Raw genomic sequence first — 22,550 nt, 5'->3', positions numbered from 1 at the left:
GGCTGACCGGGTCCGCGGACCGCCGCGCACGTAACCCTGCTGGGGCCGCCCCCGGCCGGACGATAGGATGAGCCCACATCACAGTAGAGACCGGCCGCCCCTCTCCCTGCCGCTCACTGTGGGCCCGGTGCGACCGGGTCGTGTGTTCGAAGGCGAGCACCACCACGAGAGCCCCGGGCGGTCGGCTGACGGCCTCAACGAGGAGACATGTCAATGGCTGACAACCCCACTGCAACGACGGCGACCACCGGGCTGAACGAGGCTGTGACGAGCGCGCTGGACAACGCGCCCACCACCCACGCACACCTTCTCGACTGGGTGCGCGAGACGGCGGAGCTCACCCAGCCGGACCGCATCCACTGGGTCGACGGCTCGGAGGAGGAGTGGAAGCTGCTCACCGACGAGCTCGTGGACGCCGGCACCTTCGTGCGCCTGGACGAGCAGAAGTTCCCCAACTCCTTCGCCGCGTTCTCCGACCCGGACGACGTCGCCCGCGTCGAGGAGCGCACCTTCATCTGCACCAAGACCGAGAAGGGTGCGGGTCCCACCAACAACTGGGAGGACCCGGAGGTGATGAAGGCGGCGCTGCGCAAGCGCTTCCACGGGGCCATGCGCGGGCGCACCATGTACGTCATCCCCTTCGTGATGGGCCACCTCGACGCCGCCCGGCCCAGCTACGGCGTGGAGATCACCGACTCCGCGTACGTGGTGTGCTCGATGCGCATCATGGCGACCATCGGCACCCCCGTGCTCGAGAAGATGACCGCGCAGAACGGCTTCTTCGTCGAGTGCCTGCACTCCCTGGGCGCCCCGCTGGCCCCGGGCGAGGAGGACGTGCCCTGGCCCTGCAACCCCGCCAAGTACATCGTGCACTTCCCCGAGGACCGGTCCATCTGGTCCTTCGGCTCCGGCTACGGCGGCAACGCCCTGCTGGGCAAGAAGTGCTACGCCCTGCGGATCGCCTCGGCCATCGCCCACGACGAGGGCTGGCTGGCCGAGCACATGCTCATCCTCAAGGTCACGAACCCGCAGGGGGAGAGCCGGTTCATCTCCGCGGCCTTCCCCTCCGCGTGCGGCAAGACCAACTTCGCGATGCTCGAGCCCACGATCGAGGGCTGGAAGGCGGAGATGGTCGGCGACGACATCGCCTGGATCCGCTTCGGCAAGGACGGCCAGGCCCGCGTGACCAACCCGGAGGCCGGCCTCTTCGGCGTGGCCCCGGGCACCGGGTGGCCCACGAACCCCAACGCCATGCGCGCCATCGCCCGGGGCAACACGATCTTCACGAACGTGGCGCTCACCGACGACGGCGGCGTCTGGTGGGAGGGCATGACCGAGGAGGTGCCCGAGCACCTGACCGACTGGAAGGGCCGCGAGTGGACCCCGGAGTCCGGCCGTCCGGCCGCGCACCCGAACTCCCGGTTCTGCACCCCGATCAAGCAGGTCGACATCCTGGCCGCCGAGTACGACGACCCCGAGGGCGTGCCGCTGTCCGCGATCGTCTTCGGCGGGCGCCGCAAGACCACGGTGCCGCTGGTCTCGCAGTCCTTCGGCTGGGAGCACGGCGTCTTCCAGGGCGCCACGCTCTCCTCGGAGACCACGGCCGCCGCCAAGGGCGCCGTCGGCGTGGTGCGCCGCGACCCGATGGCCATGCTCCCCTTCATCGGCTACAACGCCAACGACTACCTCGCCCACTGGGTGGAGATCGGGGAGCGCGTGGGCGAGGAGAACATGCCGAAGGTCTTCTACGTCAACTGGTTCCGCCGCACCCCCACCGGCGGGTTCGCGTGGCCGGGCTTCGGCGAGAACTCCCGCGTGGTCAAGTGGATCGCGGAGCGTCTCGACGGCACCGCCGGCGGGCAGGACACCCCGATCGGGACCGTGCCCACCCCGCAGGACCTGGACCTGGCCGGCCTGGAGCTGGCCCCCGAGGACCTCGAGGCCGCCCTGAAGGTCGACGTCGAGGAGTGGGCGGCGGAGCTGCCCAGCATCGACGAGTGGTTCCACCGGCTGGGCCACGTGCCCGAGTCGATCCTCGAGCAGCGCGCCGGCCTGGAGGACCGTCTGCACCAGGCCTGAGCCGCCGGCCCGGGAGGCGCCGACCGGGAGCACGCACGACGGAGGGGTCCCCGCACCGGGGGCCCCTCCGTCGTGCGTGGGAGAATGGGGCAGCTCCCGCGGACGGCCGGGAGCGCCCGGATCCGGGAAGGAGCCGCCATGAGGAACGGGAGGGGCCGGCCGTGCGGCTGACAGCATTCTCCGACATCGCCCTGCGGGTCCTCCTGCTCGCCGGCGGGGCTCCCGAGGGGGAGCGGCTCACCACCCGCGCCATCGCCGAGGGGGTCGGCGCGCCCTACCACCACGTGACCAAGACGGTCGGCCGGCTGAGCGGGCTCGGTCTGCTCGCCTCGAGCCGCGGGCGCACCGGCGGGATCTCCATCACCCCCGCCGGGCTGGACGCCCCCGTGGGCACGCTGCTGCGCGAGCTCGAGGGGGGCTCCGCGATGGTCGCGTGCGAGGCCCCGGACGGGCACTGCCCCCTGGACCACGGGTGCCGGCTGCGACGGGCCCTCGCGGACGCCCGGGAGGCCTTCTACCGGGCGCTCGACGACGTGCGGGTGCGCGATCTCGTGAGCGAGCGGCAGGTGGGGCCGGTGCTCGTGTCGATGGGGATGCAGCCCCCGGGGGAGCCGGACGCCCGGCCCGCGGTCCCGGCGGCACCGATGCCCCGGTAGAGCAACTGGCACGCTGCTGTCGGGGTGTCGGACACCGGCACCCCGGGAGGCAACGATGCTGTCCGAGAAGTCCCGCTCGCTCGCCGCCCGGCCGCGGCGGGGCTCCGGGAGGCTCTCCGGGGCCGTGGCCGGCGGCCGGGCTCAGGAGCGCACGAGCTCCAGCACCCGGTCCCGGACCCGCTCCATCGTCGGGGCGTCCTTCGCCTCGACGTTGAGGCGCAGGAACGGCTCCGTGTTGGAGGGGCGCAGGTTGAACCACCAGCCCTCGTCCGGGCAGCTGAGCGTGGTCCCGTCCAGGGTCTCCACGACCACGTCCCGGTCGGCGAGGGCGTCCACGACGCGGCGCACGGCACCCGCCTTGTCCTCGACCGTGGAGTTGACCTCGCCCGAGGCCGCGTACGGGTCGTACTGGTGCATCAGCTCGCTCAGCGGCCGCTCCTGCTCGCCCAGCGCCGCCAGCAGGTGCATCGCCGCGAGCATCCCGGTGTCCGCGTTGAAGAAGTCGCGGAAGTAGTAGTGGGCGGAGTGCTCGCCGCCGAACACCGCGGACTCCTGCGCCATCACGGCCTTGATGAACGAGTGGCCCACCCGGGTGCGCACGGGCCGCCCGCCGCGGGCGGTGACCAGCTCGGGGACGGCCCGGGAGGTGATGAGGTTGTGGATGATCACCGGCGTCTCGACGCCCTCGGCCCGGGCCCGCCCGATCTCCCGCTCGGCCACGAGCGCGGTCACGGCGGACGGGGAGACCGTCCCGCCCCGCTCGTCGACCACGAAGCAGCGGTCGGCGTCGCCGTCGAAGGCGATGCCCAGGTCCGCCCCGTGCTCCTGCACGGCCCGCTGGAGGTCCACCAGGTTCTCCGGCTCCAGGGGGTTGGCGGGGTGGTTGGGGAACGTGCCGTCCAGCTCGAAGTACAGGGGCACGATCTCCAGCGGCAGGGCCGGCAGGACCGCGTCGCCCAGCACGGCGGGGGTGGTCAGCCCGGCCATGCCGTTGCCGGCGTCGACCACCACCTTGAGCGGGCGCGCCCCCGAGAGGTCCACCAGGGAGCGCAGGTACTCCGCGTAGCCGGCCAGGACGTCCCGCTCGGTCACGGAGCCGGGGACCGGGGCGGCCGGGATCCCGCCCTCGTCGAGGTAGCGCTGCGCGAGGTCGCGGATGTCGTACAGCCCGGTCTCGGAGGAGACCGGCACGGCCCCGGCCCTGGACATCTTCATGCCGTTGTACTCGGCGGGGTTGTGGCTCGCCGTGAAGGTGACCCCGGCGGCGTCGAGGGTGCCGGAGGCGTAGTACAGCTCGTCGGTGGAGATCAGCCCGATCTTCAGCACGTCGGCGCCGCGGCGGACGGCGCCCTCGGCGAAGGCGTCCATGAACTCGGGGGAGGAGGGGCGCATGTCTCCGCCGACCAGGACCGTCCGGCCGGCGAGGTCCAGGACGTCCACGAACGCGGCGCCGGTGGCCCGGACGGTCTCCGCGGTGATGGACTCGCCCACGATGCCGCGCACGTCGTAGGCCTTGAACGAAGCTGAGAGATCGATAGTCACAACCGCCGATCTTAGGCCACGACCGCCCCGGGTCGCCGCCGGACGGGCGGGCGGTCTGTGATTGGATGACGGTCATGGGTGAGATCCTCCGCATGCGCAATCCGGTCCAGCACTATGCCTGGGGCTCGCGCGAGGTGCTGGCCCGGCTCCGGGGCCGGCCCGTGCCGAGTCCCGAGCCCGAGGCCGAGCTGTGGGTCGGGGCGCACCCCTCCGCGCCGTCGGTGGTCCTGCTCGACGACCGCGAGCGCCCGCTGGACCGGCTCGTGCAGGAGGACCCGGAGGGCTTCCTGCCCGTGTCCGCGCGCGGCGGCGAGCTGCCGTACCTGCTGAAGATCCTGGCCATCGACGCCCCGCTGTCCATCCAGGTCCACCCCACCCCGGAGCAGGCGGAGGAGGGCTACGAGCGCGAGCAGCGGGCAGGGATCCCCCGGGACGACCCGCGGCGCAACTACAAGGACCGCTCGGCCAAGCCCGAGACCGTGGTGGCGCTCACGGAGGTGGAGCTGCTCACCGGCGTGCAGCCGGCGGAGCGGCTGCGGTCCACGGCCGACCGGCTCGGCCTGGACTGGCTGCGCGCGGCCGCCGACGGCGAGGGGCCCGTGCTGCCCCGGGTGCTCACCCTCGACGACGACGCCGCCGCGGACGCCGTGGCGGCGACCGTCGCGGCGGCCCGCGCCGCGGGCCCGCAGGACCCGGTGGCCGCGCTGGTCGGGTACGTGCACGACCGGCACCCGGACGACCGCGGCCTGCTGGTGGCCGTGTGCATGCAGCACGTGCGCCTGGCCCCCGGGCAGGCCCTGCACACCCCCGCGGGGCAGGTCCACGCGTACCTCTGCGGCACGGCGATCGAGGTGATGAGCTCCTCGGACAACGTCCTGCGGGCCGGTCTGACCGGCAAGCACGTGGACGTGCCGGAGCTGCTCGCGGTGCTGGCCGAGGTGCAGTCCGACCCCGAGGTGGTCGAGCCCCCGGCCGACGAGCACGGCGCCCGCGCCTACCCCCTGTGGGACGAGCGGCTGTCCCTGGTCGCCCACGAGCTCGTGCCGGGCCGCACCGTGCCGTTCGAGCTGCGCGGGACCGCGGTGCTCCTCGCCGTCGGGGACCGCGCGGTGGTGCGCACCCCGGAGGCCGAGTGGACGCTGGGCGGCGGGGAGTCGCTGCTCCACCGGGGCGCCCCCACCGCCGTGGAGCTGTCCGGGGACGCCCGGGTCTTCACCGTCTCCTGCGGCTGAGGCCGGCCCTCCCGGCTGAGCCCGACACCTCCCGGCTGAGGCCGGTGCGCCCGGCCGGGGCCCTAGACTGGGCCCACGGTCCCGGAGCGCCCGGTGCCCGCTCTCCCCGGGAGACCCGCCATGAGCACCACCCCGTCCGACGGCCTGCGCGGCAGGACCGCGCCGTGCCCGCGCTGCGGCGCCACGGGCTTCGAGCTCGTCTACGTCCAGATCATGCCCGACGACTGGGACTCCGCGCGCGACGTCGAACTGGCGTCCCCGTCGATGATGCTGCCGGACGGGCGCGCCCCCGAGTTCTCCTGCCAGAACGGGGCCTGCCGCCACCTCTGGTGAGCCGGCGCCGGGCCCGGGGCCCGGCGCCGGGCCGGCTCAGTTGGCGAAGACGTCCTGCAGCCGGTCCTCGTCGGTCCACAGGGCCACGGAGTCGCCGCCGTTGTTGAGCACGGACGCGGAGCCGCCGTTGTAGTAGGCCGCCTCCGTGTCGGAGCCCGGGCCGGTGTACACCCGCAGCTGCTCGCCCGGGGCCAGCGCGTAGCCGGCGCCCACGGACAGGACGTTGTTCGCGGCGTCGCGCAGGATCCAGCCGCTCACGTCCACGGTGCGGGCGCCGGTGTTGCTGAGCAGGACGTGCTCGCCGGTCCCGAACCGGACGTCGTCGCCGGGCACGTCGTTGACGGCGCCGGAGATCTCCACGCCGTGGTCGCCCGGGTAGGGGTCCAGGCCGTCGAGGAGGCGGTCGGTCTGGATCGGGAAGTCGCCGGTGACCATGTCCACCCCGAGGTCGATCACGTGCCGGACGGCCTCCGGGGAGTTGACGGTGTACACGCCCAGGTCCAGGCCGGCGGCGTCGACGCGGGCGACGTCCTCCGCGTCCAGGGAGCGGTAGTTGGTGCCGACCGAGTCCACGAAGCCCGCCCAGCGCCCGATCGTGGCGGCGTCGGGCACGGACCCGGTCAGCTGCTGGAGGGGGACCTCGGGGGCGAGGCCGGCGAAGGTGCGGTTGGAGGCCTCGTCGAAGCCGATGACGGTGACCTTGCCGGCACCCAGCAGCTTCGACCAGTCCTTGTCCTGCGCCAGGGCGTCGGCGACGACCTGCTCGATGCCCGGTGAGTTGCGCGGGGACTTGATCTCGATGTAGACCCCGGTGTTGACCGTGGCGACCTTCGCGGCGTCGTCGAGGTGGGGGATCCGCTCGCCGGCGAAGCGCGGGCCGAAGTACGACCCGGCGTCGAGCTGCTGCAGCTCCGCCCAGGTGAAGGAGGTGACGGGGTCGTCCTCCCGGCCCGGGAAGACCTCCGCCACGTCCGTGGTGCGCGCCGGGGTGTCGTCGTGGAAGAGGAACGGCACGCCGTCGGCGCTGAGCTGCACGTCGATCTCGAGGTAGTCCACACCGGCGGCGCGGGCGTCCTTGAACGCGGGGACCGTGTTCTCGGGGGCGGTGCCGGCGGCGCCCCGGTGGCCGATCACGAGCGGGCGGTCGGCGTCGGCGGGGGCCGCCACGGCCGGCGCCACGGCGGTCAGCACGGTGGCCGCGCCGAGGGCTCCGGCGGTCACGGCGCGCAGGACGGGAACGAGGGAAACGGACACGGGGGTGCTCCTTCGAGCTCGGGGGACGGTGCCCGGCCAGTCCAGCCGGGACGGGTGACGGCGCGGCCGACGCGAGGTGAAGCGCCGGTGATCTCCTGGCGTCGCAGGACCGGCCGGTACGGTGGTCGACATGGACTCCGACACCCTGGTCAACCTGCTGCTGGTGCTGCTGTTCGTGGTGATCGGGGGTGTCTTCGCCGGCACCGAGATGGCGATCGTGAGCCTGCGCGAGAGCCAGATCCGCCGGATCGAGCGCTCCGGGCGCACGGGCGCGCGCACCGCGGCGCTCGTGCGCGACCCCAACCTGTTCCTCTCGGCGGTGCAGATCGGGGTGACGGTGGCCGGGTTCTTCTCCTCCGCCTACGGCGCCTCGACCCTCGCCCCGGACCTCGCCCCGCTGATCGAGCGGGCGGGGCTCTCCGGGCCGGCGGCCCAGACCGTGGCGCTGATCGGGATGACCCTGGTGATCGCCTACCTCTCCCTGGTGTTCGGGGAGCTGGTGCCCAAGCGCCTGGCCATGCAGCGCTCCGTCGGGTTCACCCAGCTGCTGGCCCCGCCGCTGAACCTCTTCGCCAAGCTCATGCGCCCGGTCATCTGGCTGCTGTCGGTCTCCACCAACGCCGTGGTGCGCCTGCTCGGCGGGAACCCGCACGCGGTCACCGAGGAGGTCACCGCCGAGGAGATCCGCGAGATGGTCGTCGACACCCGCGGCATCGGACCCGTCTCCCGCTCGATCCTCACGGACGTCTTCGAGGCCGGGGAGCGGCGCCTGGCCGAGGTGATGCGGCCCCGCCCCGACGTGCAGTTCCTCGACGGCACCCTGTCCATCACCGAGGCCTACCGCACGGCGCTGACCCTGCCGCACTCCCGCTACCCGGTCACGGGCGCCACCGTGGACGACGTGCTCGGCTTCGTGCACATCCGCGACCTCGTGCAGGCCGACGCCGACGGGGACGGCGTGATCGAGGCCCCGCCCCGCACCCTGCGGGACGTGGTGCGGCCCATCCCCTTCCTGCCGGAGACCAACCACGTGCTGCGCACCCTGCAGTTCATGCGCAAGGGCGGCCACCACATCGGACTCGTGGTCGACGAGTACGGCGGCACCGCCGGCATCGTGACCCTGGAGGACCTGGTCGAGGAGCTCGTGGGGGAGATCTACGACGAGTTCGACACCGGGGCGAAGGAGCACGAGGACACGGTGCTGCGCAAGGGCGAGGCCGTCCTGGTGGACGGCGGGCTGATCATCCAGGAGGTGCCGGAGGAGACGGGCCTCAGCATCCCAGAGGGGCACTACGAGACCGTGGGCGGGTTCGTCATGGACCGCCTGGGCCGGGTGGCGCGCCCCGGCGACGCCGTGCCCGTGGACGGGTACCGGCTCGAGGTCCTGGCCGTGGACCGCAGCCGGGTGGAACGGGTCCGGATCACCCGGCTGCCGGACGCCGAGCCGTCCTGACCGGGGGCCGCACCCCGCGCGGCCCCCGGGGGGCTCAGTGCCCCCGGAAGGCCTCGGCCAGCCACCACGCCCCGCCGTCGGAGGCGATCTTCGCGTCGACCACCAGGGGGCGGTCCCGGGGCCCGTCCGCCCAGGCGCGCACGGCGGCGAGGTCCTCGACCCTGCGCACCACCACCCCCTCGGCGCCGAAGCCGCGGCCGACCGCGGCGATGTCCACGTCCGGGAACACGACGGTGTCCAGCGCGACGTCCCCGGCGCCCGGACCGGCGAAGTGGTGCACCTCGGCGCCGTAGGCGGCGTCGTCGTAGACCACGCAGACCAGCGGCAGGCCCAGCCGCACCGCCGTCTCGAGCTCCGCGACGCCCATGAGGAAGCCGCCGTCCCCCGTGCCGAGCACGGGCAGCCGGTGCGGCTGCGCCAGGGCCGCGCCGATCGCGGTGGCCAGGCCCAGGCCCACCGACTGGAAGGCCTGGGTGAAGCAGAACCCGCGCTCGTCCGGCACGGAGAGGTACTGGCTGGGATAGCCCATGAAGTTGCCGCTGTCCACCGCCACGACCCGCTCGGCGGGCAGCAGCGCGTCCAGCTCGCGGGAGAGCACCCGCGGGTCGATCCGCCCGCCCGTGGAGAGGTCCTCGAACGGCACGTCCCGCCAGCGCCCCTCCCGGCCGATCCGGGCCGCCAGCTCCGGGGTGCGCCAGGACGACGCCGGCGCGGGCGCGCCCTCCAGCGCGGTCAGGACGTCGCGGGCGGTCTGCGCGCACTCGCCCACGACCCCGAGCTCCAGCGGGCGCTCGACGGGCCGGTGCGCGCCCAGCGCGGTCTCCTCCAGGTCGACCTGCACCACGGCGGCCTCCGGGCCGATCAGCCGCCCGTGCCGGGTGGTCCACATGTTCAGGGCGCAGCCCCAGCCCACCACGAGGTCGGCCGCGCCGATCAGCTCCGCGGCCAGCGGCGTGGCGAAGCCGCCGGAGATGCCGAGGTCGAACGGCTCCCCGGCGAACAGGCCCTTGGCCACCGCGGAGGTCGCCAGCAGCGCCCCCGTGCGCTCGGCCAGGGCGGCCAGCTCGGGCCCTGCCCCGCGCGCGCCCCGGCCGGCCACGAACACCGGTCTCCGGGCGGCGGCCAGCAGCGCGGCGAGCCGGCCGGCGTCGTCGCCGTGCGGGCGCACCCGCGGCGCGGGCGGGACCACGGGCGCCCCGGAGGTGTCCGGAGCGGCGGCGGCCTGGACGTCGAGGGGCACGCTGAGGACCACGGTGCGGCGGTCGTTGCGGGCGCGGCGGTAGGCCCGGACGACGTCGGCCACGGCGCTGGCGGGGGAGTGCACCCGTTCGGCCACCGCCCCCACGGAGCGGGCGAGGCCGTCCTGGTCGACCCGGAAGTTGGAGTGCACGGCCGCGGCCTGGGCGTCGGCGGTGAGCACGACCAGCGGCGTGCGGGACTTCGCGGCCTCCCCGATCCCGGTCACCGCGTTGGTCAGTCCGCAGCCCTGGTGGGTGGTCAGCACCGCGACGCGCCCGCTCGTGCGGGCCCAGGCGTCGGCCATGGTCGCGGCCCCGCCCTCGTGCCGGGCCGCGGTGAAGGGCACGCCCGCCGCGATCAGCGCGTTGGTCAGGTGGAAGTTGCCGCTGCCGACCACGCCGAAGACGTGACCGGCCCCCAGCTCCGCCAGCGTGCGGCCCACGAGCTCGGCGACGGTGCCGCTCACGCCCCGGCCCGCTCGACGAGGGCGAGCACGCGGGCGGGGCTGCCGGTGCCGCCCACCACCGGCAGCGGCGCCACGACCAGCTGGGCGCCGAGGACCGGCAGCCGGTCGAGGCCCCGCAGCGACGTCAGCCCGTACTTGTCGGCGCCGAGCAGGTGGTGGTGGGCGGGGAAGGGCGGGTCGAAGCCGCCCGCGGCGCCGGCGTCGATGCCGACGGTCTCCACCCCGAACCCGCTCACGTGCGGGTGCTCGGCCAGCCACCGGGCGGCCGCCGCGGACGGCCCCGGCGCGTGCGGGCCGTGCTCGTCGGCGTTGAGGAACCGCGCGGGGTCCTCCCCGCGCGCGGACCAGCCGGTGCGCAGCAGCACCCAGCAGTTCCGCGGGAACCGCCCGTGCTGGGCCTCCCACCGGTCGAGGTGCTCGGGCTCGAGCAGGGCGTCGGCGTCCGTCCCGGCCTCGGCGGTGAAGTCCACGACCGCGGCGGGACCCACGAGCCGGGCCGGCTCGATCCGGTCCACCGACTTCCCGTGCCGGCCGGTGATCCAGTGCACGGGGGCGTCCAGGTGCGTGCCGGCGTGCTCGCCCAGCCGCAGGTCGTTCCACGCCCAGCCCGGTCCGGCGTCGTCGAAGGCGCTCACGGGCGTCATGGACAGGCCCACGGTGTTGGCGAAGGGCTCGGGCAGCTGCAGGATCGGGGTCCGCGGCGTCAGCGGGGTGGTGAGGTCGACGACCTCCACCGTCCCGGCGGCCAGCGCCGCGCCCAGTTCGGTCAGGACGTGCATGGAACGGACCTCCTCCGGCCCCGGCGGGGCCCTCTGCGCCCGCGGCCTCCGTCGCGGGCCCGGTGCCCTCGCCGTGCTGCGGTTCCCGCCATTGTGCCCCGGGCGCCCCGGGACGGGCACCCGGGGCGCAACGGCGGGGATTCGGGCACGGAAATTTGTGCTATCCATGGCCGCCGATACGGCGCATCCTGGAAGCACGAAGAGGCCGTCGCCACCGGCCCGGTCTCGTGGACATCCCCAGGAGGATCAGCCATGGCCACCACCGAGTTCGTTCCTGTCTCCGACTGCACCGTGGGGCAGTGCTCGTACAACCACGACCACGAGTGCACCGCCCACGCCATCACCGTCTCCGGCTCCTCCGGCCACGCCCACTGCGGCACCTTCATCCCGCTGGGCAGGGAGGGCGGCCTGCCGACCGTCCACGCCGAGGTCGGGGCCTGCCAGCGGGCCGAGTGCGTGCACAACTCCCACCTGATGTGCACGGCCCACGACGTGAAGATCGGCGCCGGCGCGGACGAGGCCGACTGCCTCACCTACCAGGCGGCCTGAGCCCGTTCGCCCGCACGCCACCCCCCGGTCCCGGCAGCCTGCCGGGCCCGGGGGGTGGCGCCGTTCCCGGCCCGGCACCACCTCGGGCCCGCGGCGGTGCCCGAGGTGGTGCCGGGCCGGGCCGCGGAGTGCCCGGCGCGCGACAATGGAGACGTCCGCACGCAGACCGACGACGAGGGGACGGTGCCCGGCCGTGGACGAGGAGATCCGGCTCAGCGGAGCCGACCACCCGCACGTGCAGATCCCGCGGCTCGGGGAGCTCGACGCCGTCTGGGCGCGGCGGGTCGTCCGGGCGGCCGTGCTCAGCCTGGTCGCCGGCCTGCTGGGCGGCATCGCGGCGGCGCTGCTGCTCGGGGCGGACGGCACGGTCGGCCCGGCCCGGTGGGGGCTCGGGGCCGGTGGGGCGGCCCTGCTGCTCAGCGGCATGGTCCTGTCCCTGACCCGCGCCGACGACGCCCCCCGCAACGACCTGATGGACGCCCGCGCCCGGGCGAGCAAGGGGCTGCGGACGTCGGTGCGCCGGGGCGCGGTCCCCCAGGACCCGGTCCTGCGGGAGATGCAGGACTACATGGCGGTGGAGATGGTGCAGTACGCCTGGCCGATCGCGCTCGCCGTGCCCGGCATGGCGCTGGTGGTGTGGGTGCTCTTCGTGCCGGCGCCCGTCGTGGTCGTGGCGCTGCTCCTGGTGCTGGTGTGGGCCGCGATCCGGGTCAACGGGACCGTGGTGGGCCGGCGCTACTACGGGCTGCGGGGCCTGCGCTGACCGGCGGGCCCGCTGCCGCCGGCCCGGATCGGCGGCAGCGGCTCAGCGCCGCGGGAGGCGGTGGAGCTGCACGCCGGTGAGCCGGCCGCCGTCGGCGACGGCCGTGGCGTAGGTGCAGTGCGGTTGCCGCCGCCGGTCGGTGGGGGAGCCGGGGTTGAGTAGCCGCAGCCCCCGGGGGGTCGTGCTGTCCCACGGGATGTGGCTGTGGCCGAAGACCAGGACGTCGAGGCCGGGATGGGCCCGGTCCGCGCGGGCCTCCCGCCCCGCCGCGGCACCGGTCTCGTGGACCACGCCGAAGCGCACGCCCCCGATGGTCTCGCGGGCGACCTCGGGCATCCGCTCGCGCAGCTCGGGGCCGTCGTTGTTGCCCCACACCCCCACCAGCCGCGCGGCCCGCTCCTGCAGCCGCTCGAAGGTGGCGAGGTCGACCCAGTCGCCCGCGTGCAGGACCACGTCGGCCTCGTCGACCGCCCGCCACACCGGTTCCGGCAGGTCGCGGGCCCGCTTGGGGACGTGCGTGTCGGCGAGCAGCAGGAGTTTCACCATGGGCCCAGCCTCGCACAGGCGGCGGGTCGCCGCCGGTCCGGCAGGCATCCCCTGGGGCCTCCGGGCACCCGGTTGATCGCCGTCCGAGAACGGAGCGCCGGTGAGCTTCCCGAACCGGGCCGTTGCGGCCAGAGTGGACGGGTGCGCCCCAGCGGGACGCACCGGTGGGAGGCACCCGGGCGGCGGGACCGGCACGGCCGCCGGCGGGACACCGGGGACGGCCGTCCCCGACCCCGCGGCCGCCCGTGACCGCCCGTCCCCGTCCACCGATCCGTGTCCGTCCATCCAGCAGGAGGTATGCGCATGACCACCGACATCACCGGCAAGAAGATCGCGTTCATCGCCACGAACGGCGTCGAGGAGCCCGAGCTCACCGAGCCCTGGAAGGCCGTGCAGGAGGCCGGCGGCACTCCCGTGCTGCTGTCCCCGGAGCAGGGCAGCATCACCGCCATGCAGGGGGACTGGGACCGCGCCGGCAGCTACGACGTGGACGCCGCGCTGGCCGACGCCTCGGCGGAGGACTTCGACGCCCTGGTCCTGCCCGGCGGCACCCTCAACGCCGACACCGTGCGCGTGGACCAGGACGCCCTGCGCCTGGTCAAGGAGTTCGACGCCGCGGGCAAGCCGATCGCGGCCATCTGCCACGCTCCGTGGATCCTCATCGAGGCGGGGCTCGCGCAGGGCCGGCGGCTCACGTCCTACCACTCCCTGGCCACGGACCTCAGGAACGCCGGCGCGGACTGGGCCGACGAGGAGGTCGTCGTCGACGGCCGGCTCGTGACCTCCCGCAACCCGGGTGACCTCGAGGCGTTCAACCGGGAGGCCCTGAAGCTCTTCGCGGGCTGACGGCACCGTGCACACGACCAGGCCCCCGCCCGGGATCCCGGGCGGGGGCCTGGTCGTGTGCGGGGCCGGGCGCGGCGGCCCCGCCGCTCAGCGGCGGCCGTCCTGCCGGACCGCGTCCTGCCGTGCGGCTGCCTCCCGTGCCTCGTCCTCCTCGTAGACGTCGGGGATGCCGTCGCGGTCGGCGTCCACCGACTCCAGCCGCTCGATCGCGCGGTAGTGCGTGTTGCGGGCCCGCAGCAGCACCGAGGCCAGCGTGGCCGCCAGCACGGACGCCGCGAGGATCGCCACCTTGGCCCGGTCGCCCGGCAGGCTGCCCGGGGCGAAGCTCAGCTCCGCGATGAGCAGCGAGACGGTGAAGCCGATGCCGGCCAGGAGGGAGACGCCCACCAGGTCGATCCACCGGAAGGAGGGATCGAGCCGGGCGCGCGTGAGCCGGGTGACCAGCCACGTGGCGCCCACGATGCCGATCGGCTTGCCCAGCACCAGGCCGGCCACGATGCCCAGCGTCACCGGCGCGGAGAGCGCGGAGGTCAGGCCCTCCCAGCCGCCCACGGCCACGCCGGCGGAGAAGAAGGCGAAGACCGGCACGGCGAACCCGGCGGAGAGCGGGCGGAAGCGGTGCTCGAAGACCTCGGCCAGGCCCGGCCCGGCCGAGGGCCCGCCCTCGGCGCGGCCGCGGATCACCGGCACGGCGAAGCCCAGCAGGACGCCGGCCACGGTGGCGTGGATGCCGGCCTCGTGCACGAGCGCCCAGACGACGACGCCCAGGGGCAGCAGGATCAGCCAGGCGGCCGGGGCCCTGAGGCCGAAGAACCGCCGGTACCGCTGCGCCAGGAACAGGTACAGCGCGAACGGGATCAGCGCCAGCAGCAGCGGCTGGACCGAGACGTCCTCCGAGTAGAAGACGGCGATGATCGTGATGGCCAGCAGGTCGTCGACCACCGCGAGCGTCAGCAGGAACAGCCGCAGCGCCGCGGGCAGGTGCGAGCCGATGATGGCCAGCACCGCCACGGCGAAGGCGATGTCGGTGGCGGTGGGAATGGCCCAGCCGCCGGAGGTCTCGGGGTCGGAGAGGTTGATCGCGGCGTAGACGGCGGCCGGCACCACGACACCGCCGACCGCCGCCGTGATCGGCACGACGGATTTGCGGAACTCCCGCAGGTCACCGGCCACGAACTCGCGCTTGAGCTCCAGGCCCACCAGGAAGAAGAAGACCGCCAGCAGGCCGTCGGCCGCCCACGCGCCGAGGCTGAGCCTCAGGTGCCAGGGCTCGTAGCCGACCTCGAGGTCGCGCAGGGCGAAGTAGCTGTCCGCGAACGGGGAGTTGGCCCAGACGATCGCGACGAGGGCGGCCGCCACGAGCAGCAGGCCGCCGACGGTCTCCTTGCGCAGGATCTCGCCGACCCGCAGCACCTCGCGGTAGCTGCCGCGGCGCAGCGTGTCGTCGCCGTGGTTCCGGGCGCGGTTCTCGGGGTGGTCCTCCGGGCGGACCGTGGGATCGTGAGCGGACACGGGGTTCCTCCGTCAATCGGGCGGCAACATGTTCGTGCCGACCAGACTTCCCGGCTCACCTGGTATCCAGTCTACGGAACCCGGCGCCGCACGCCAGCCGGGCCGCCGGCTGTCACAAACGTTCAGGGAGCCGGCGGTGCTAACGCGCTGGTCAGGGCGCGTGCGAACCTGTCAGCACATCCGCTCGAGGAAGGGGAGCCCCGTGCTGGAGATCCGAGGTGCCGCCCAGGACCGGGCCGCGGCCGAGACCCGGCGGTCCGCCGGGCGAACGGGCCGGGAGCAGTCCGCCGTCACCGTGCCGGCGATGCTGGCCGTGCTCGGCGCGGCGCTCGTCGTGGGCGCCGCACTGGGCGGGCCGTCGTGGCCCGGGGTCCTGCGGGACGCCGGGATCGTGCTGCTGACCGTGGGCGGGGTGGGCCTGCTGCTTGCCGCCGCGCCGGCGCGCCGGTCCGCGGCCGCGCCCGCCGAGGTGCCGGCCCGTCCGGCCGCCGAGCCGGGCCCGCCCCGCGGTGACCAGCTGGGCCTCGTGGGGGTCCGCGAGGAGCTCGACGTCGTCGACGTGCTCCGCAGCGTGCGCCCCGGCCAGGAGCTGTGGTGGATGGACACCTTCCCGCTGACGCTGGCCGGTGATCTCGACGCCATCCACCGCGCGCTCCGCGCCGGGGTCCGGGTGCGGCTGCTGGTCCTGGACCCCCGGTCGCCGGCGCTCGCGGCCCGGCTGCGGGAGATCCGCCACCACTACGGGCTCTCGCCGATGGACCTGCGCCGCAGCTTCGACACCCTGGTCCACCAGCTCCGCGTGCTGGGGGAGACCGACCCCGTGGTCGCCGAGCGCCTGGCGGTGCGGGTCCACGACGGCCTGCCGGGGGCACCGCTGTTCCTGGTCCTCGGGGAATCCGTCCCGGCGGAGGGTCCCGCGGCGGAGGCCGGCGCGGTCCCGGGACCGGTTCCGGCCGCGCCGGAGGTCGTGCGGGCCTTCAGCAGCTACTACCTCCTCGACGCGAGCCAGGACATGCCCTACCTGGAGTGGCGAGGAGGACCCTTCGCGGAGCGGCTGCACGACTACGCGCGCCACCACTGGACCGAGGGGCACGCGGTCTTCCCGCTCGAGCCCGGCGACCGCTCGGCCTCGGCGTTCAACGTCCGGGCCGAGCACGTGCCGCGCAACGGCCGCGGCGCCGACGGCTGACGTCCCGACGACCGCGCGCACCCGGGCGGGCCCGCCCCGCGGCGCGCCGGGCTGTGGCGGCAGGACCGTGAGTCTGCTGAGATGGCGCCATGGACGTATCGGACTTCAAGACGCTCTTCGGGGACAGCATCCGCACCTGGCTCGACTGGGACGCGCTCGACGACGAGAACGCGCAGGTGGAGGATCTGGTGCTCTCGTCCCGGGAGGACATCGGCAGGCTCTACACGGTGTGGCACGTGGACCCCGAGGGCAACCCCGGCGAGTGGTCGCACCCCCAGCACCGGCCGCTGACCGTCGCCCAGGCGGCCGACGCCAGCTGGCCGGAGGGCCGGCAGGCGAAGCTCGACCGGATCCGCGAGGAGCTCGCCGACGACGACGGCGAGCCCGTGGTGCTGGCCCTGCCCGTCTACCGGGCGGACGACAACCTCGTGGTCCTGGACTCGAACCACCGCATCGTGGGCACCTACCGCGCGGAGACGGAGCTGCGGGTGCTGCTGGTGGTGCTCGCCGGACCGGCCTCCTCCCTGATCCTGCCGGGCCTGGCCCAGGTGGAGAACGACCGGGCCGACCGGATCTGAGGCCCGGCCCGCCGCCCGGCCCCTCGCCGGGGAGCGGGCGCCCCGGCCGGGCAGCACGGGACCCGTCTCCCGGACCGACGTCCTCGACCCATCGCTCGCCGTGCACGCGCCCACGCACGGTGTGTTCCCGGCGCTCGTCGTCGCTCCGCCGTGAGCGGCGTCACCCCCGCCGGTAGCATGGCTCCATGAGCGACCACGACGCCCGCTGCCCCGTTCCGCACGGCGACCCGCACGCGGACCGGCGCCGGACCGCGCCGCCCGGGGAGCGGGCCACGCCCCGGGTGGAGGTGCACGACGGCGTCTGGCACGTCCGCGCCCTGCCGCTGGTGCGCCAGGTGCTGCGGGAGGCCGACGCCACCGTGCAGGCCGGGTTCAGCGCCGAGACCGCCCGCCAGGGCCTGACCGGCGACCACCCGCCGGTTCTCTACGCGGACGGCCCCGAGCACCGGCGCCAGCGCAGCGCCACCGCCCGGTTCTTCACCCCGGCCACCGTGCGCCGGCGCTACCGGGACCTCATGGAGGAGCGGGCCGACGAGCTGGTCGAGCGGATCCGGCGGGACGGCGGGGCGGAGCTCTCCGCCGTCACGCTGCGCTACTCGGTGGAGGTCGCCGCCCAGGTGGTGGGGCTGACGGAGTCGGACGTCGACGGGATGTCCCGACGCCTGGAGCGCTTCTTCAGCGGCCCCGTCACCGGCTCCTCCGGTGCCCCGACGCGCCGGCTCCCGGGGCGGCTGGGCGCCGTCGTCGGCGCCGTGCGGCCGGTGTGGGCGATGAGCGCCTTCCGGTTCCGGGACGTGCGCCCGGCCATTCGTGCCCGGCGGGGGCAGCCGCGGGAGGACGTGATCTCGCACCTGCTCCAGCAGGGGTACACGGACCGGGAGATCCTCGTGGAGTGCCTCACCTACGCCGCCGCGGGCATGGCCACCACCCGGGAGTTCATCGCGGTGGCGGCCTGGCACCTGCTGGAGGACGACGGGCTGCGCGCGGAGTACCTCGCCGCCGAGGAGCCGGCCCGGCACGGGATCCTGCACGAGATCCTGCGCCTGGAGCCGGTGGTGGGCCACCTCTACCGCCGCACCACCCAGGACCTCGTCCTGGAGGACGGCGAGGAGCGCCACGAGGTGCCGGCGGGGGCGCTGCTGGACCTCTACGTCCGGCAGGCCAACGCCGACCCGCAGGAGCTGGGGGAGGACGCCCGGCAGCTGTGCCCGGAGCGACCCCGGCCCAAGGGCGTGCGCCCCGAGGCGATGTCCTTCGGCGACGGCGCCCACCGCTGCCCGGGCGGGTTCATCGCGATCCAGGAGACCGACGTCTTCCTGCAGCGGCTGCTGCGGCTGCCCCTGGAGTTCGCGCACCCGCCCCGGGTGTCCTGGGTGGAGCTCATCGCCGCCTACGAGGTGCGGGACGTGGTGCTGCGGGTGGGCTCCGGTCAGGGGTGGCGCGAGCCCTCCCCGGCGAGCACCGCCCGGTAGCCCTCCCGGTACGTGGGATAGCGCAGCTGCACCCCGGACGCCCGCAGCCGGGCGTTGGACAGCCGCTTCGAGCCCCGCCGCGGCGCGTCGGCCTCCGGCACGTCCTCGGGCAGCGGGGCGCCGAGCTCCTGGGCCAGGAACTCCAGGACCTCCCGCTCCGGCACGGGCTCGTCGTCCGTGCCCAGGTACAGAGTCAGCGGCTGCGCCTCCATGGTCAGCAGGTGCACGGCGGCCGCGGCGGCGTCGTCCCGGTGGATCCGGTTGGTCCAGGCGGCCCCGGCCGCGGTGTCCCCGGAGCGCGCCTTGTCGATCAGCCGGGTCCGGCCCGGCCCGTAGATCCCCGACAGCCGCAGGACCGTGCCGTGCGGGAACTGCTCGTGGAACAGCTCCTCGGCCTCCAGCAGGATCTGCGCGGTGGGGCTCGCGGGGGCCGGGGGGTCGTCCTCGGTGACCTCGGCGCCCTCGGCGTCCCCGCACACGGCGGTCGAGGAGATCAGCAGCGCGCGGCGGGGCAGCGACCCGGCGGCGCGCAGCCCGTCGAACAGGTGGCGCAGCCCGTCGAGGTAGGCGGCCCGGTAGGCCTCCGGGGTGCGCCCGTCCGCGGCCGTGGCCACGACCAGCAGCTCCACGTCGCCGGGCAGCTCGGGCACCTCCGCGCCGAGGTCCACCGACACTCCCGTCAGGGGCGGGGGCAGCAGCTCCGCCCGGCGGCGCAGCCCCAGCACCTCGTGCCCCTGGTCGGCCAGCCGCAGCCCGATCTCCGTGCCCAGGTCTCCGCATCCCGCGATCACCACGCTCATGGCAGCCATTCTCGCACCCCTGACCGGCCGGTGCGCCACGCCGTTCCCTCCGCGCCCGCCCGGGCATAGGTTGGGACCAGGCGCGCACCGCGGGAGAGGCGCCCCGGGGGAGCCCCCGGGGGCGGCGCCGCGGACAGGCGCGGCAGGTCGGGCACGGTGGACGCGCACGAGGGGCAGGAGGCGGCGATGGAGCGGTACCGCGAGGACGTGGAGGAGCTCCCGGCCGGGACCTGCTGGCAGCTGCTGCGCACGGCCGGGGTCGGCCGGCTGGCCGTGGTGGTGGACGGGGCGCCCGAGGTCTTCCCCGTCAACTACGCCGTGGACGGGGAGTCGGTGGTCCTGCGCTCCGCGGCGGGCACGAAGACGGCCGCCGCGATGGCCGCCGCCCCGGTGGCCTTCGAGGTCGACGGGCACGACCCGGCGACCTCCACGGCGTGGAGCGTGGTGCTCAAGGGCTCGGCCGAGGAGGTGCCGCGGGGCCACGCCCTCATGGCCGCGCTGGAGCTGCCGCTGTTCCCATGGCAGGCCGGGGTCAAGGACCGGTTCGTGCGGATCGTCCCGGCCGCCGTGACGGGACGCCGCTTCCCGGTGGTGGACCCGGCGGCGTGGAACTCCCCGGCGGTCGTGGGCCGGCGGACCCCGGGAGGCTCGGCCCGCTGGACCGGGGCCGGGCCGTGAGGCCTCCGCGGCGGCCGGAGCCGCACGGGCCGCGACGCCGGCCGTGTCGGCCCCGGGGAGCTCCAGGGACACGGTCAGTAGGGTTGGGGGCATGGCAGCGCACACCGTCCACGGCCGGGGACCAGGCGGCGCCGCGGGACGTCGCCGTGGTCGACGGCGACCGGATCACCCACCCAGGAGGAGAACCATGCGGCACCTGAACGAGATCGCCCTGCAGCACCTCAACGAGGCCCGCCACAACGGCCACGGCCGCAGCTCCGAGCGCCTGCTGCACCAGAAGGTGCTCCGCCAGACCCTGGTGGCCCTCAAGGAGGGCACGGTGCTGGCCGAGCACAACGCCCCGTACGCCGGCAGCCTGCAGATCCTGCACGGCCGGATCCGCGTCAGATCCGGCGAGGACCTGGTCCTCGAGGCCGGGCAGCTGCACGTCCTGCCCGTGGAGCGGCACGCGGTCGAGGCCCTGGAGGACGCGGTCCTGCTGCTCACCGCGGTCACGGGCATCGAGGACGCCGCCGAGTAGCGGCCGCCGTCCCGCGTCCTGGCGTCCGGCGGGCGCCCGGACCGGGTCAGCGACGGCCCAGGTGCCTCTCCCGGCGGTAGGCGACGAACACGCCGGACAGCGCGACCATCAGCATCATCGCCGCGATCAGCGCGAGGATCGCCGCGCCGTCGATCAGCGCGGCGACCAACAGGACCAGGGCGATCGTGGACAGCAGGACCTGGAAGATGAGCACGGAGAGCCTTCGGTCGGGAACGGTGGCCGCACCGAGGCTACCCGAGCCGGGGGTCCCGCGGCGGGGCGGCCGCGCATTCCCGGTTTCGCCCTGCGCGTGAGCCGTGTCCCTGCGGTGCGGACGCGGCTAGCGTCGGAGGAGGACGACGCACTCCCTCCGCACCGTAAGGAGCACCCCCATGTCGCACGTAGCCATCATCGGCGGCCACGGCAAGGTCGCACTCATCCTCTCCCAGCTGCTCAAGACGGGCGGCAACGACGTCACGAGCATCTTCCGCAACCCGGACCACACGGACGACGTCGAGAACACCGGGGCGACTCCCGTGGTCGCCGACGTGGAGCAGCTGTCGGTCGCGCAGATCGCGGACCTGCTCGAGGGCCACGACGCCGTGGTGTGGAGCGCCGGCGCCGGCGGCGGCAGCCCGGAGCGCACCTACGCCGTGGACCGCGACGCGGCGATCCGCGCGATGGACGCCGCCGAGGTGGCCGGGGCCAAGCGCTTCGTGATGGTCTCCTACTTCGGGGCCGGCCAGGACCACGGCATCCCGGAGGACGACCCCTTCCACGCCTACGCCCAGGCCAAGGCCGACGCCGACGACCACCTGCGGGCCTCCGCGCTGGACTGGACCATCGTGGGCCCCGGCGCCCTCACCGAGGACGAGGCCAGCGGCAAGATCGACGTCTCCGCCGGCGAGCGCGACGGCGAGCGGAAGACCTCCCGCGCCAACGTGGCCCTGGTGGTCGGGGCCGTGCTCGACGACCCCTCCACCGTGGGCCGGAAGATCGACTTCTCCGACGGGGACACGCTGATCTCCGAGGCCCTCGAGGTGCTCGGCTGAGCGGCTGAGGACCGCCCTCGTCGTGCGTGCCCGGGAGAACGGTCCGGGCGCGCCCCGGCGCCGGCCGCCCGGCGGCCGGCATCCGGTTCCGCCCACGAAGAACTCCCGCGCCCGGCCGTGCCCCGGAGCGCGGTCGTTGCCTACGCTGGGCTCATGAGCACGCACCAGGACGACATCCAGCACATCGTCGAGTTCGTCAACCGCACCCGGGTGGGCATGCTCGGCACCCGGGAGCCCACCGGCAAGCTCGTCAGCCGGCCCATGACCGTGGTCGACGTCGCCCCCGGGGAGGACCTGGACTTCTTCACGAGCCGGGACACCTCCGCCGTGCGGGACGTGCGGGCCAACGACGCCGTCAACGTCGCCTTCGTGGGCGACCACGAGTGGGTGTCGATCGCCGGCGCCGCCGAGGTGGTCGAGGACCCGGCGGTGATCGAGGGGCTGTGGTCGGACGCGCTGCGGGCCTACTACCCGGACGGGCCCTCGACCCCCGGGCTGGTGGTGCTGCGCGTGCGCACCGAGACCGCCGAGCACTGGCGGTCTCCCGGCACGGTGGCCACCGCCCTGCGCTGGGCGAAGGCCCGGGCCACCGGCGAGCAGATCGACCCCGGCGAGTCCACGGTGGTGGACCTGTGAGCCTGCCGCCGATCCACCCGGGCGCCGCCGCGGGGCGCGAGCCGGACCAGCTGGACGTCGACGAGCCGCTGCGGCTCACCGCGGTGGTGCACGGCGCCGTGCAGGGCGTCGGCTTCCGCTGGTGGACCGCCCGCCGGGCCGAGGAGCTGGGCCTGGTCGGCTCGGCCGTCAACAACACCGACGGCACCGTGGGCATCATCGCCGAGGGCCCCCGGCGGGCGGTGCGGGACCTGCTCCGGGGCCTGCACGGCCGCGAGGTGCCCGGCGCCGTCATGAAGGTGGACTCCCACTACGGCCCGGCCACCGGCGAGTTCCGCGCCTTCGTCACGGGCTGAGCCCCCGGCCCCGCCGCGGCGGAGGTCCGTCCGCGCCGTTC

General features: G+C 74.9%; 24 protein-coding genes. 16 read left to right on the top strand and 8 right to left on the bottom strand.

The genetic code is table 11. The features are described 5' to 3' along the window. The first annotated feature begins 213 nt into the window (after positions 1–213). Entirely contained in the window at positions 214–2,079 is a 1,866-nt protein-coding gene (locus ACWCOM_RS02035) for a phosphoenolpyruvate carboxykinase (GTP) (protein ID WP_454547062.1), read from the top strand. Between the two features lie 161 nt (positions 2,080–2,240). Beyond that, positions 2,241–2,735: an RrF2 family transcriptional regulator gene (locus ACWCOM_RS02030; RefSeq protein ID WP_454547061.1), complete on the top strand. Its 495-nt coding sequence runs from the start codon at positions 2,241–2,243 to the stop codon at positions 2,733–2,735. Between the two features lie 141 nt (positions 2,736–2,876). Here the strand turns inward: ACWCOM_RS02030 and ACWCOM_RS02025 are convergent, their stop codons facing one another. Beyond that, positions 2,877–4,277 carry a phosphomannomutase/phosphoglucomutase gene (locus ACWCOM_RS02025; RefSeq protein ID WP_454547060.1) on the bottom strand — a complete coding sequence of 467 codons (1,401 nt, stop codon included), beginning with the start codon at positions 4,275–4,277 and terminating at the stop codon, positions 2,877–2,879. Positions 4,278–4,351: 74 nt separating this feature from the next. Here ACWCOM_RS02025 and manA point away from each other — a divergent pair, with 74 nt between their 5' ends. Beyond that, complete coding sequence (gene manA, locus ACWCOM_RS02020; RefSeq protein ID WP_454547059.1) at positions 4,352–5,509, top strand: mannose-6-phosphate isomerase, class I; 1,158 nt, start codon at positions 4,352–4,354, stop codon at positions 5,507–5,509. A gap of 120 nt (positions 5,510–5,629) precedes the next feature. Next, positions 5,630–5,842, top strand: a complete 213-nt coding sequence (locus ACWCOM_RS02015) for a hypothetical protein (RefSeq protein WP_454547058.1) — start codon at positions 5,630–5,632, stop codon at positions 5,840–5,842. A 36-nt stretch (positions 5,843–5,878) separates the two neighbouring features. Here ACWCOM_RS02015 and ACWCOM_RS02010 read toward each other — a convergent pair whose 3' ends face one another. Beyond that, positions 5,879–7,096, bottom strand: coding sequence for a glycerophosphodiester phosphodiesterase family protein (locus tag ACWCOM_RS02010; RefSeq protein WP_454547057.1), 1,218 nt, complete (start codon positions 7,094–7,096; stop codon positions 5,879–5,881). Positions 7,097–7,226: 130 nt separating this feature from the next. On the opposite strand from ACWCOM_RS02010, the gene ACWCOM_RS02005 reads away from it, so the two are divergent. Continuing rightward, entirely contained in the window at positions 7,227–8,549 is a 1,323-nt protein-coding gene (locus ACWCOM_RS02005) for a hemolysin family protein (RefSeq protein WP_454547056.1), read from the top strand. A 34-nt stretch (positions 8,550–8,583) separates the two neighbouring features. On the opposite strand, the gene ACWCOM_RS02000 is transcribed toward ACWCOM_RS02005, so the two are convergent. After that, positions 8,584–10,254, bottom strand: coding sequence for a thiamine pyrophosphate-binding protein (locus ACWCOM_RS02000; RefSeq protein WP_454547055.1), 1,671 nt, complete (start codon positions 10,252–10,254; stop codon positions 8,584–8,586). Further along, complete coding sequence (locus ACWCOM_RS01995; RefSeq protein ID WP_454547054.1) at positions 10,251–11,033, bottom strand: cyclase family protein; 783 nt, start codon at positions 11,031–11,033, stop codon at positions 10,251–10,253. Before ACWCOM_RS01995 ends, ACWCOM_RS02000 begins: the two co-directional genes overlap by 4 nt. Positions 11,034–11,285: 252 nt before the next feature. On the opposite strand from ACWCOM_RS01995, the gene ACWCOM_RS01990 reads away from it, so the two are divergent. Further along, positions 11,286–11,582 (top strand): DUF1540 domain-containing protein, encoded by a 297-nt coding sequence (locus ACWCOM_RS01990; RefSeq protein WP_454547053.1) that lies wholly within the window; start codon positions 11,286–11,288, stop codon positions 11,580–11,582. Positions 11,583–11,775: 193 nt separating this feature from the next. After that, positions 11,776–12,345 carry a hypothetical protein gene (locus ACWCOM_RS01985; RefSeq protein ID WP_454547052.1) on the top strand — a complete coding sequence of 190 codons (570 nt, stop codon included), beginning with the start codon at positions 11,776–11,778 and terminating at the stop codon, positions 12,343–12,345. A gap of 42 nt (positions 12,346–12,387) precedes the next feature. Here ACWCOM_RS01985 and ACWCOM_RS01980 read toward each other — a convergent pair whose 3' ends face one another. Next, positions 12,388–12,891, bottom strand: coding sequence for a metallophosphoesterase family protein (locus ACWCOM_RS01980; RefSeq protein WP_454547051.1), 504 nt, complete (start codon positions 12,889–12,891; stop codon positions 12,388–12,390). Between the two features lie 303 nt (positions 12,892–13,194). Here ACWCOM_RS01980 and ACWCOM_RS01975 point away from each other — a divergent pair, with 303 nt between their 5' ends. Next, entirely contained in the window at positions 13,195–13,737 is a 543-nt protein-coding gene (locus ACWCOM_RS01975) for a type 1 glutamine amidotransferase domain-containing protein (protein ID WP_454547050.1), read from the top strand. 87 nt (positions 13,738–13,824) lie between these two features. Here the strand turns inward: ACWCOM_RS01975 and nhaA are convergent, their stop codons facing one another. Next, positions 13,825–15,174 carry a Na+/H+ antiporter NhaA gene (gene nhaA / locus ACWCOM_RS01970; RefSeq protein WP_454547086.1) on the bottom strand — a complete coding sequence of 450 codons (1,350 nt, stop codon included), beginning with the start codon at positions 15,172–15,174 and terminating at the stop codon, positions 13,825–13,827. A gap of 277 nt (positions 15,175–15,451) precedes the next feature. Between nhaA and ACWCOM_RS01965 the strand changes: the two genes are divergently transcribed. The 3 genes from ACWCOM_RS01965 (at position 15,452) to ACWCOM_RS01955 (ending at position 18,488) form a co-directional block, all read left to right on the top strand. After that, entirely contained in the window at positions 15,452–16,438 is a 987-nt protein-coding gene (locus tag ACWCOM_RS01965; protein WP_454547049.1) for a hypothetical protein, read from the top strand. An 89-nt stretch (positions 16,439–16,527) separates the two neighbouring features. Further along, complete coding sequence (locus ACWCOM_RS01960) at positions 16,528–17,016, top strand: hypothetical protein (RefSeq protein WP_454547048.1); 489 nt, start codon at positions 16,528–16,530, stop codon at positions 17,014–17,016. Between the two features lie 185 nt (positions 17,017–17,201). Continuing rightward, positions 17,202–18,488, top strand: coding sequence for a cytochrome P450 (locus ACWCOM_RS01955; RefSeq protein WP_454547047.1), 1,287 nt, complete (start codon positions 17,202–17,204; stop codon positions 18,486–18,488). Here the strand turns inward: ACWCOM_RS01955 and ACWCOM_RS01950 are convergent. Continuing rightward, positions 18,446–19,288: an SDR family oxidoreductase gene (locus tag ACWCOM_RS01950; protein ID WP_454547046.1), complete on the bottom strand. Its 843-nt coding sequence runs from the start codon at positions 19,286–19,288 to the stop codon at positions 18,446–18,448. The two genes, ACWCOM_RS01955 and ACWCOM_RS01950, sit on opposite strands and share 43 nt — an antisense overlap. Positions 19,289–19,444: 156 nt before the next feature. On the opposite strand from ACWCOM_RS01950, the gene ACWCOM_RS01945 reads away from it, so the two are divergent. Together ACWCOM_RS01945 and ACWCOM_RS01940 are read left to right on the top strand one after the other, a co-directional pair. Then, a complete protein-coding gene (locus tag ACWCOM_RS01945; protein WP_454547045.1) occupies positions 19,445–19,966 on the top strand; it encodes a pyridoxamine 5'-phosphate oxidase family protein in 522 nt (173 codons plus the stop codon). Between the two features lie 187 nt (positions 19,967–20,153). Then, positions 20,154–20,486 carry a cupin gene (locus tag ACWCOM_RS01940; protein ID WP_454547044.1) on the top strand — a complete coding sequence of 111 codons (333 nt, stop codon included), beginning with the start codon at positions 20,154–20,156 and terminating at the stop codon, positions 20,484–20,486. A 46-nt stretch (positions 20,487–20,532) separates the two neighbouring features. On the opposite strand, the gene ACWCOM_RS01935 is transcribed toward ACWCOM_RS01940, so the two are convergent. Further along, positions 20,533–20,700: a hypothetical protein gene (locus ACWCOM_RS01935; protein ID WP_454547043.1), complete on the bottom strand. Its 168-nt coding sequence runs from the start codon at positions 20,698–20,700 to the stop codon at positions 20,533–20,535. A 178-nt stretch (positions 20,701–20,878) separates the two neighbouring features. Here ACWCOM_RS01935 and ACWCOM_RS01930 point away from each other — a divergent pair, with 178 nt between their 5' ends. The 3 genes from ACWCOM_RS01930 (at position 20,879) to ACWCOM_RS01920 (ending at position 22,509) form a co-directional block, all read left to right on the top strand. After that, positions 20,879–21,538, top strand: a complete 660-nt coding sequence (locus ACWCOM_RS01930; RefSeq protein ID WP_454547042.1) for an SDR family oxidoreductase — start codon at positions 20,879–20,881, stop codon at positions 21,536–21,538. A 153-nt stretch (positions 21,539–21,691) separates the two neighbouring features. Then, entirely contained in the window at positions 21,692–22,174 is a 483-nt protein-coding gene (locus tag ACWCOM_RS01925) for a pyridoxamine 5'-phosphate oxidase family protein (protein ID WP_454547041.1), read from the top strand. Beyond that, positions 22,171–22,509, top strand: a complete 339-nt coding sequence (locus tag ACWCOM_RS01920) for an acylphosphatase (protein ID WP_454547040.1) — start codon at positions 22,171–22,173, stop codon at positions 22,507–22,509. Before ACWCOM_RS01925 ends, ACWCOM_RS01920 begins: the two co-directional genes overlap by 4 nt. The last annotated feature ends 41 nt before the right edge of the window (positions 22,510–22,550 follow it).

The sequence above is a fragment of the Kocuria sp. KH4 genome (assembly GCF_053711175.1).
The sequence above is the reverse complement of the archived record's forward strand: the minus strand, read 5'-3'. Positions and strand labels throughout refer to the sequence as shown.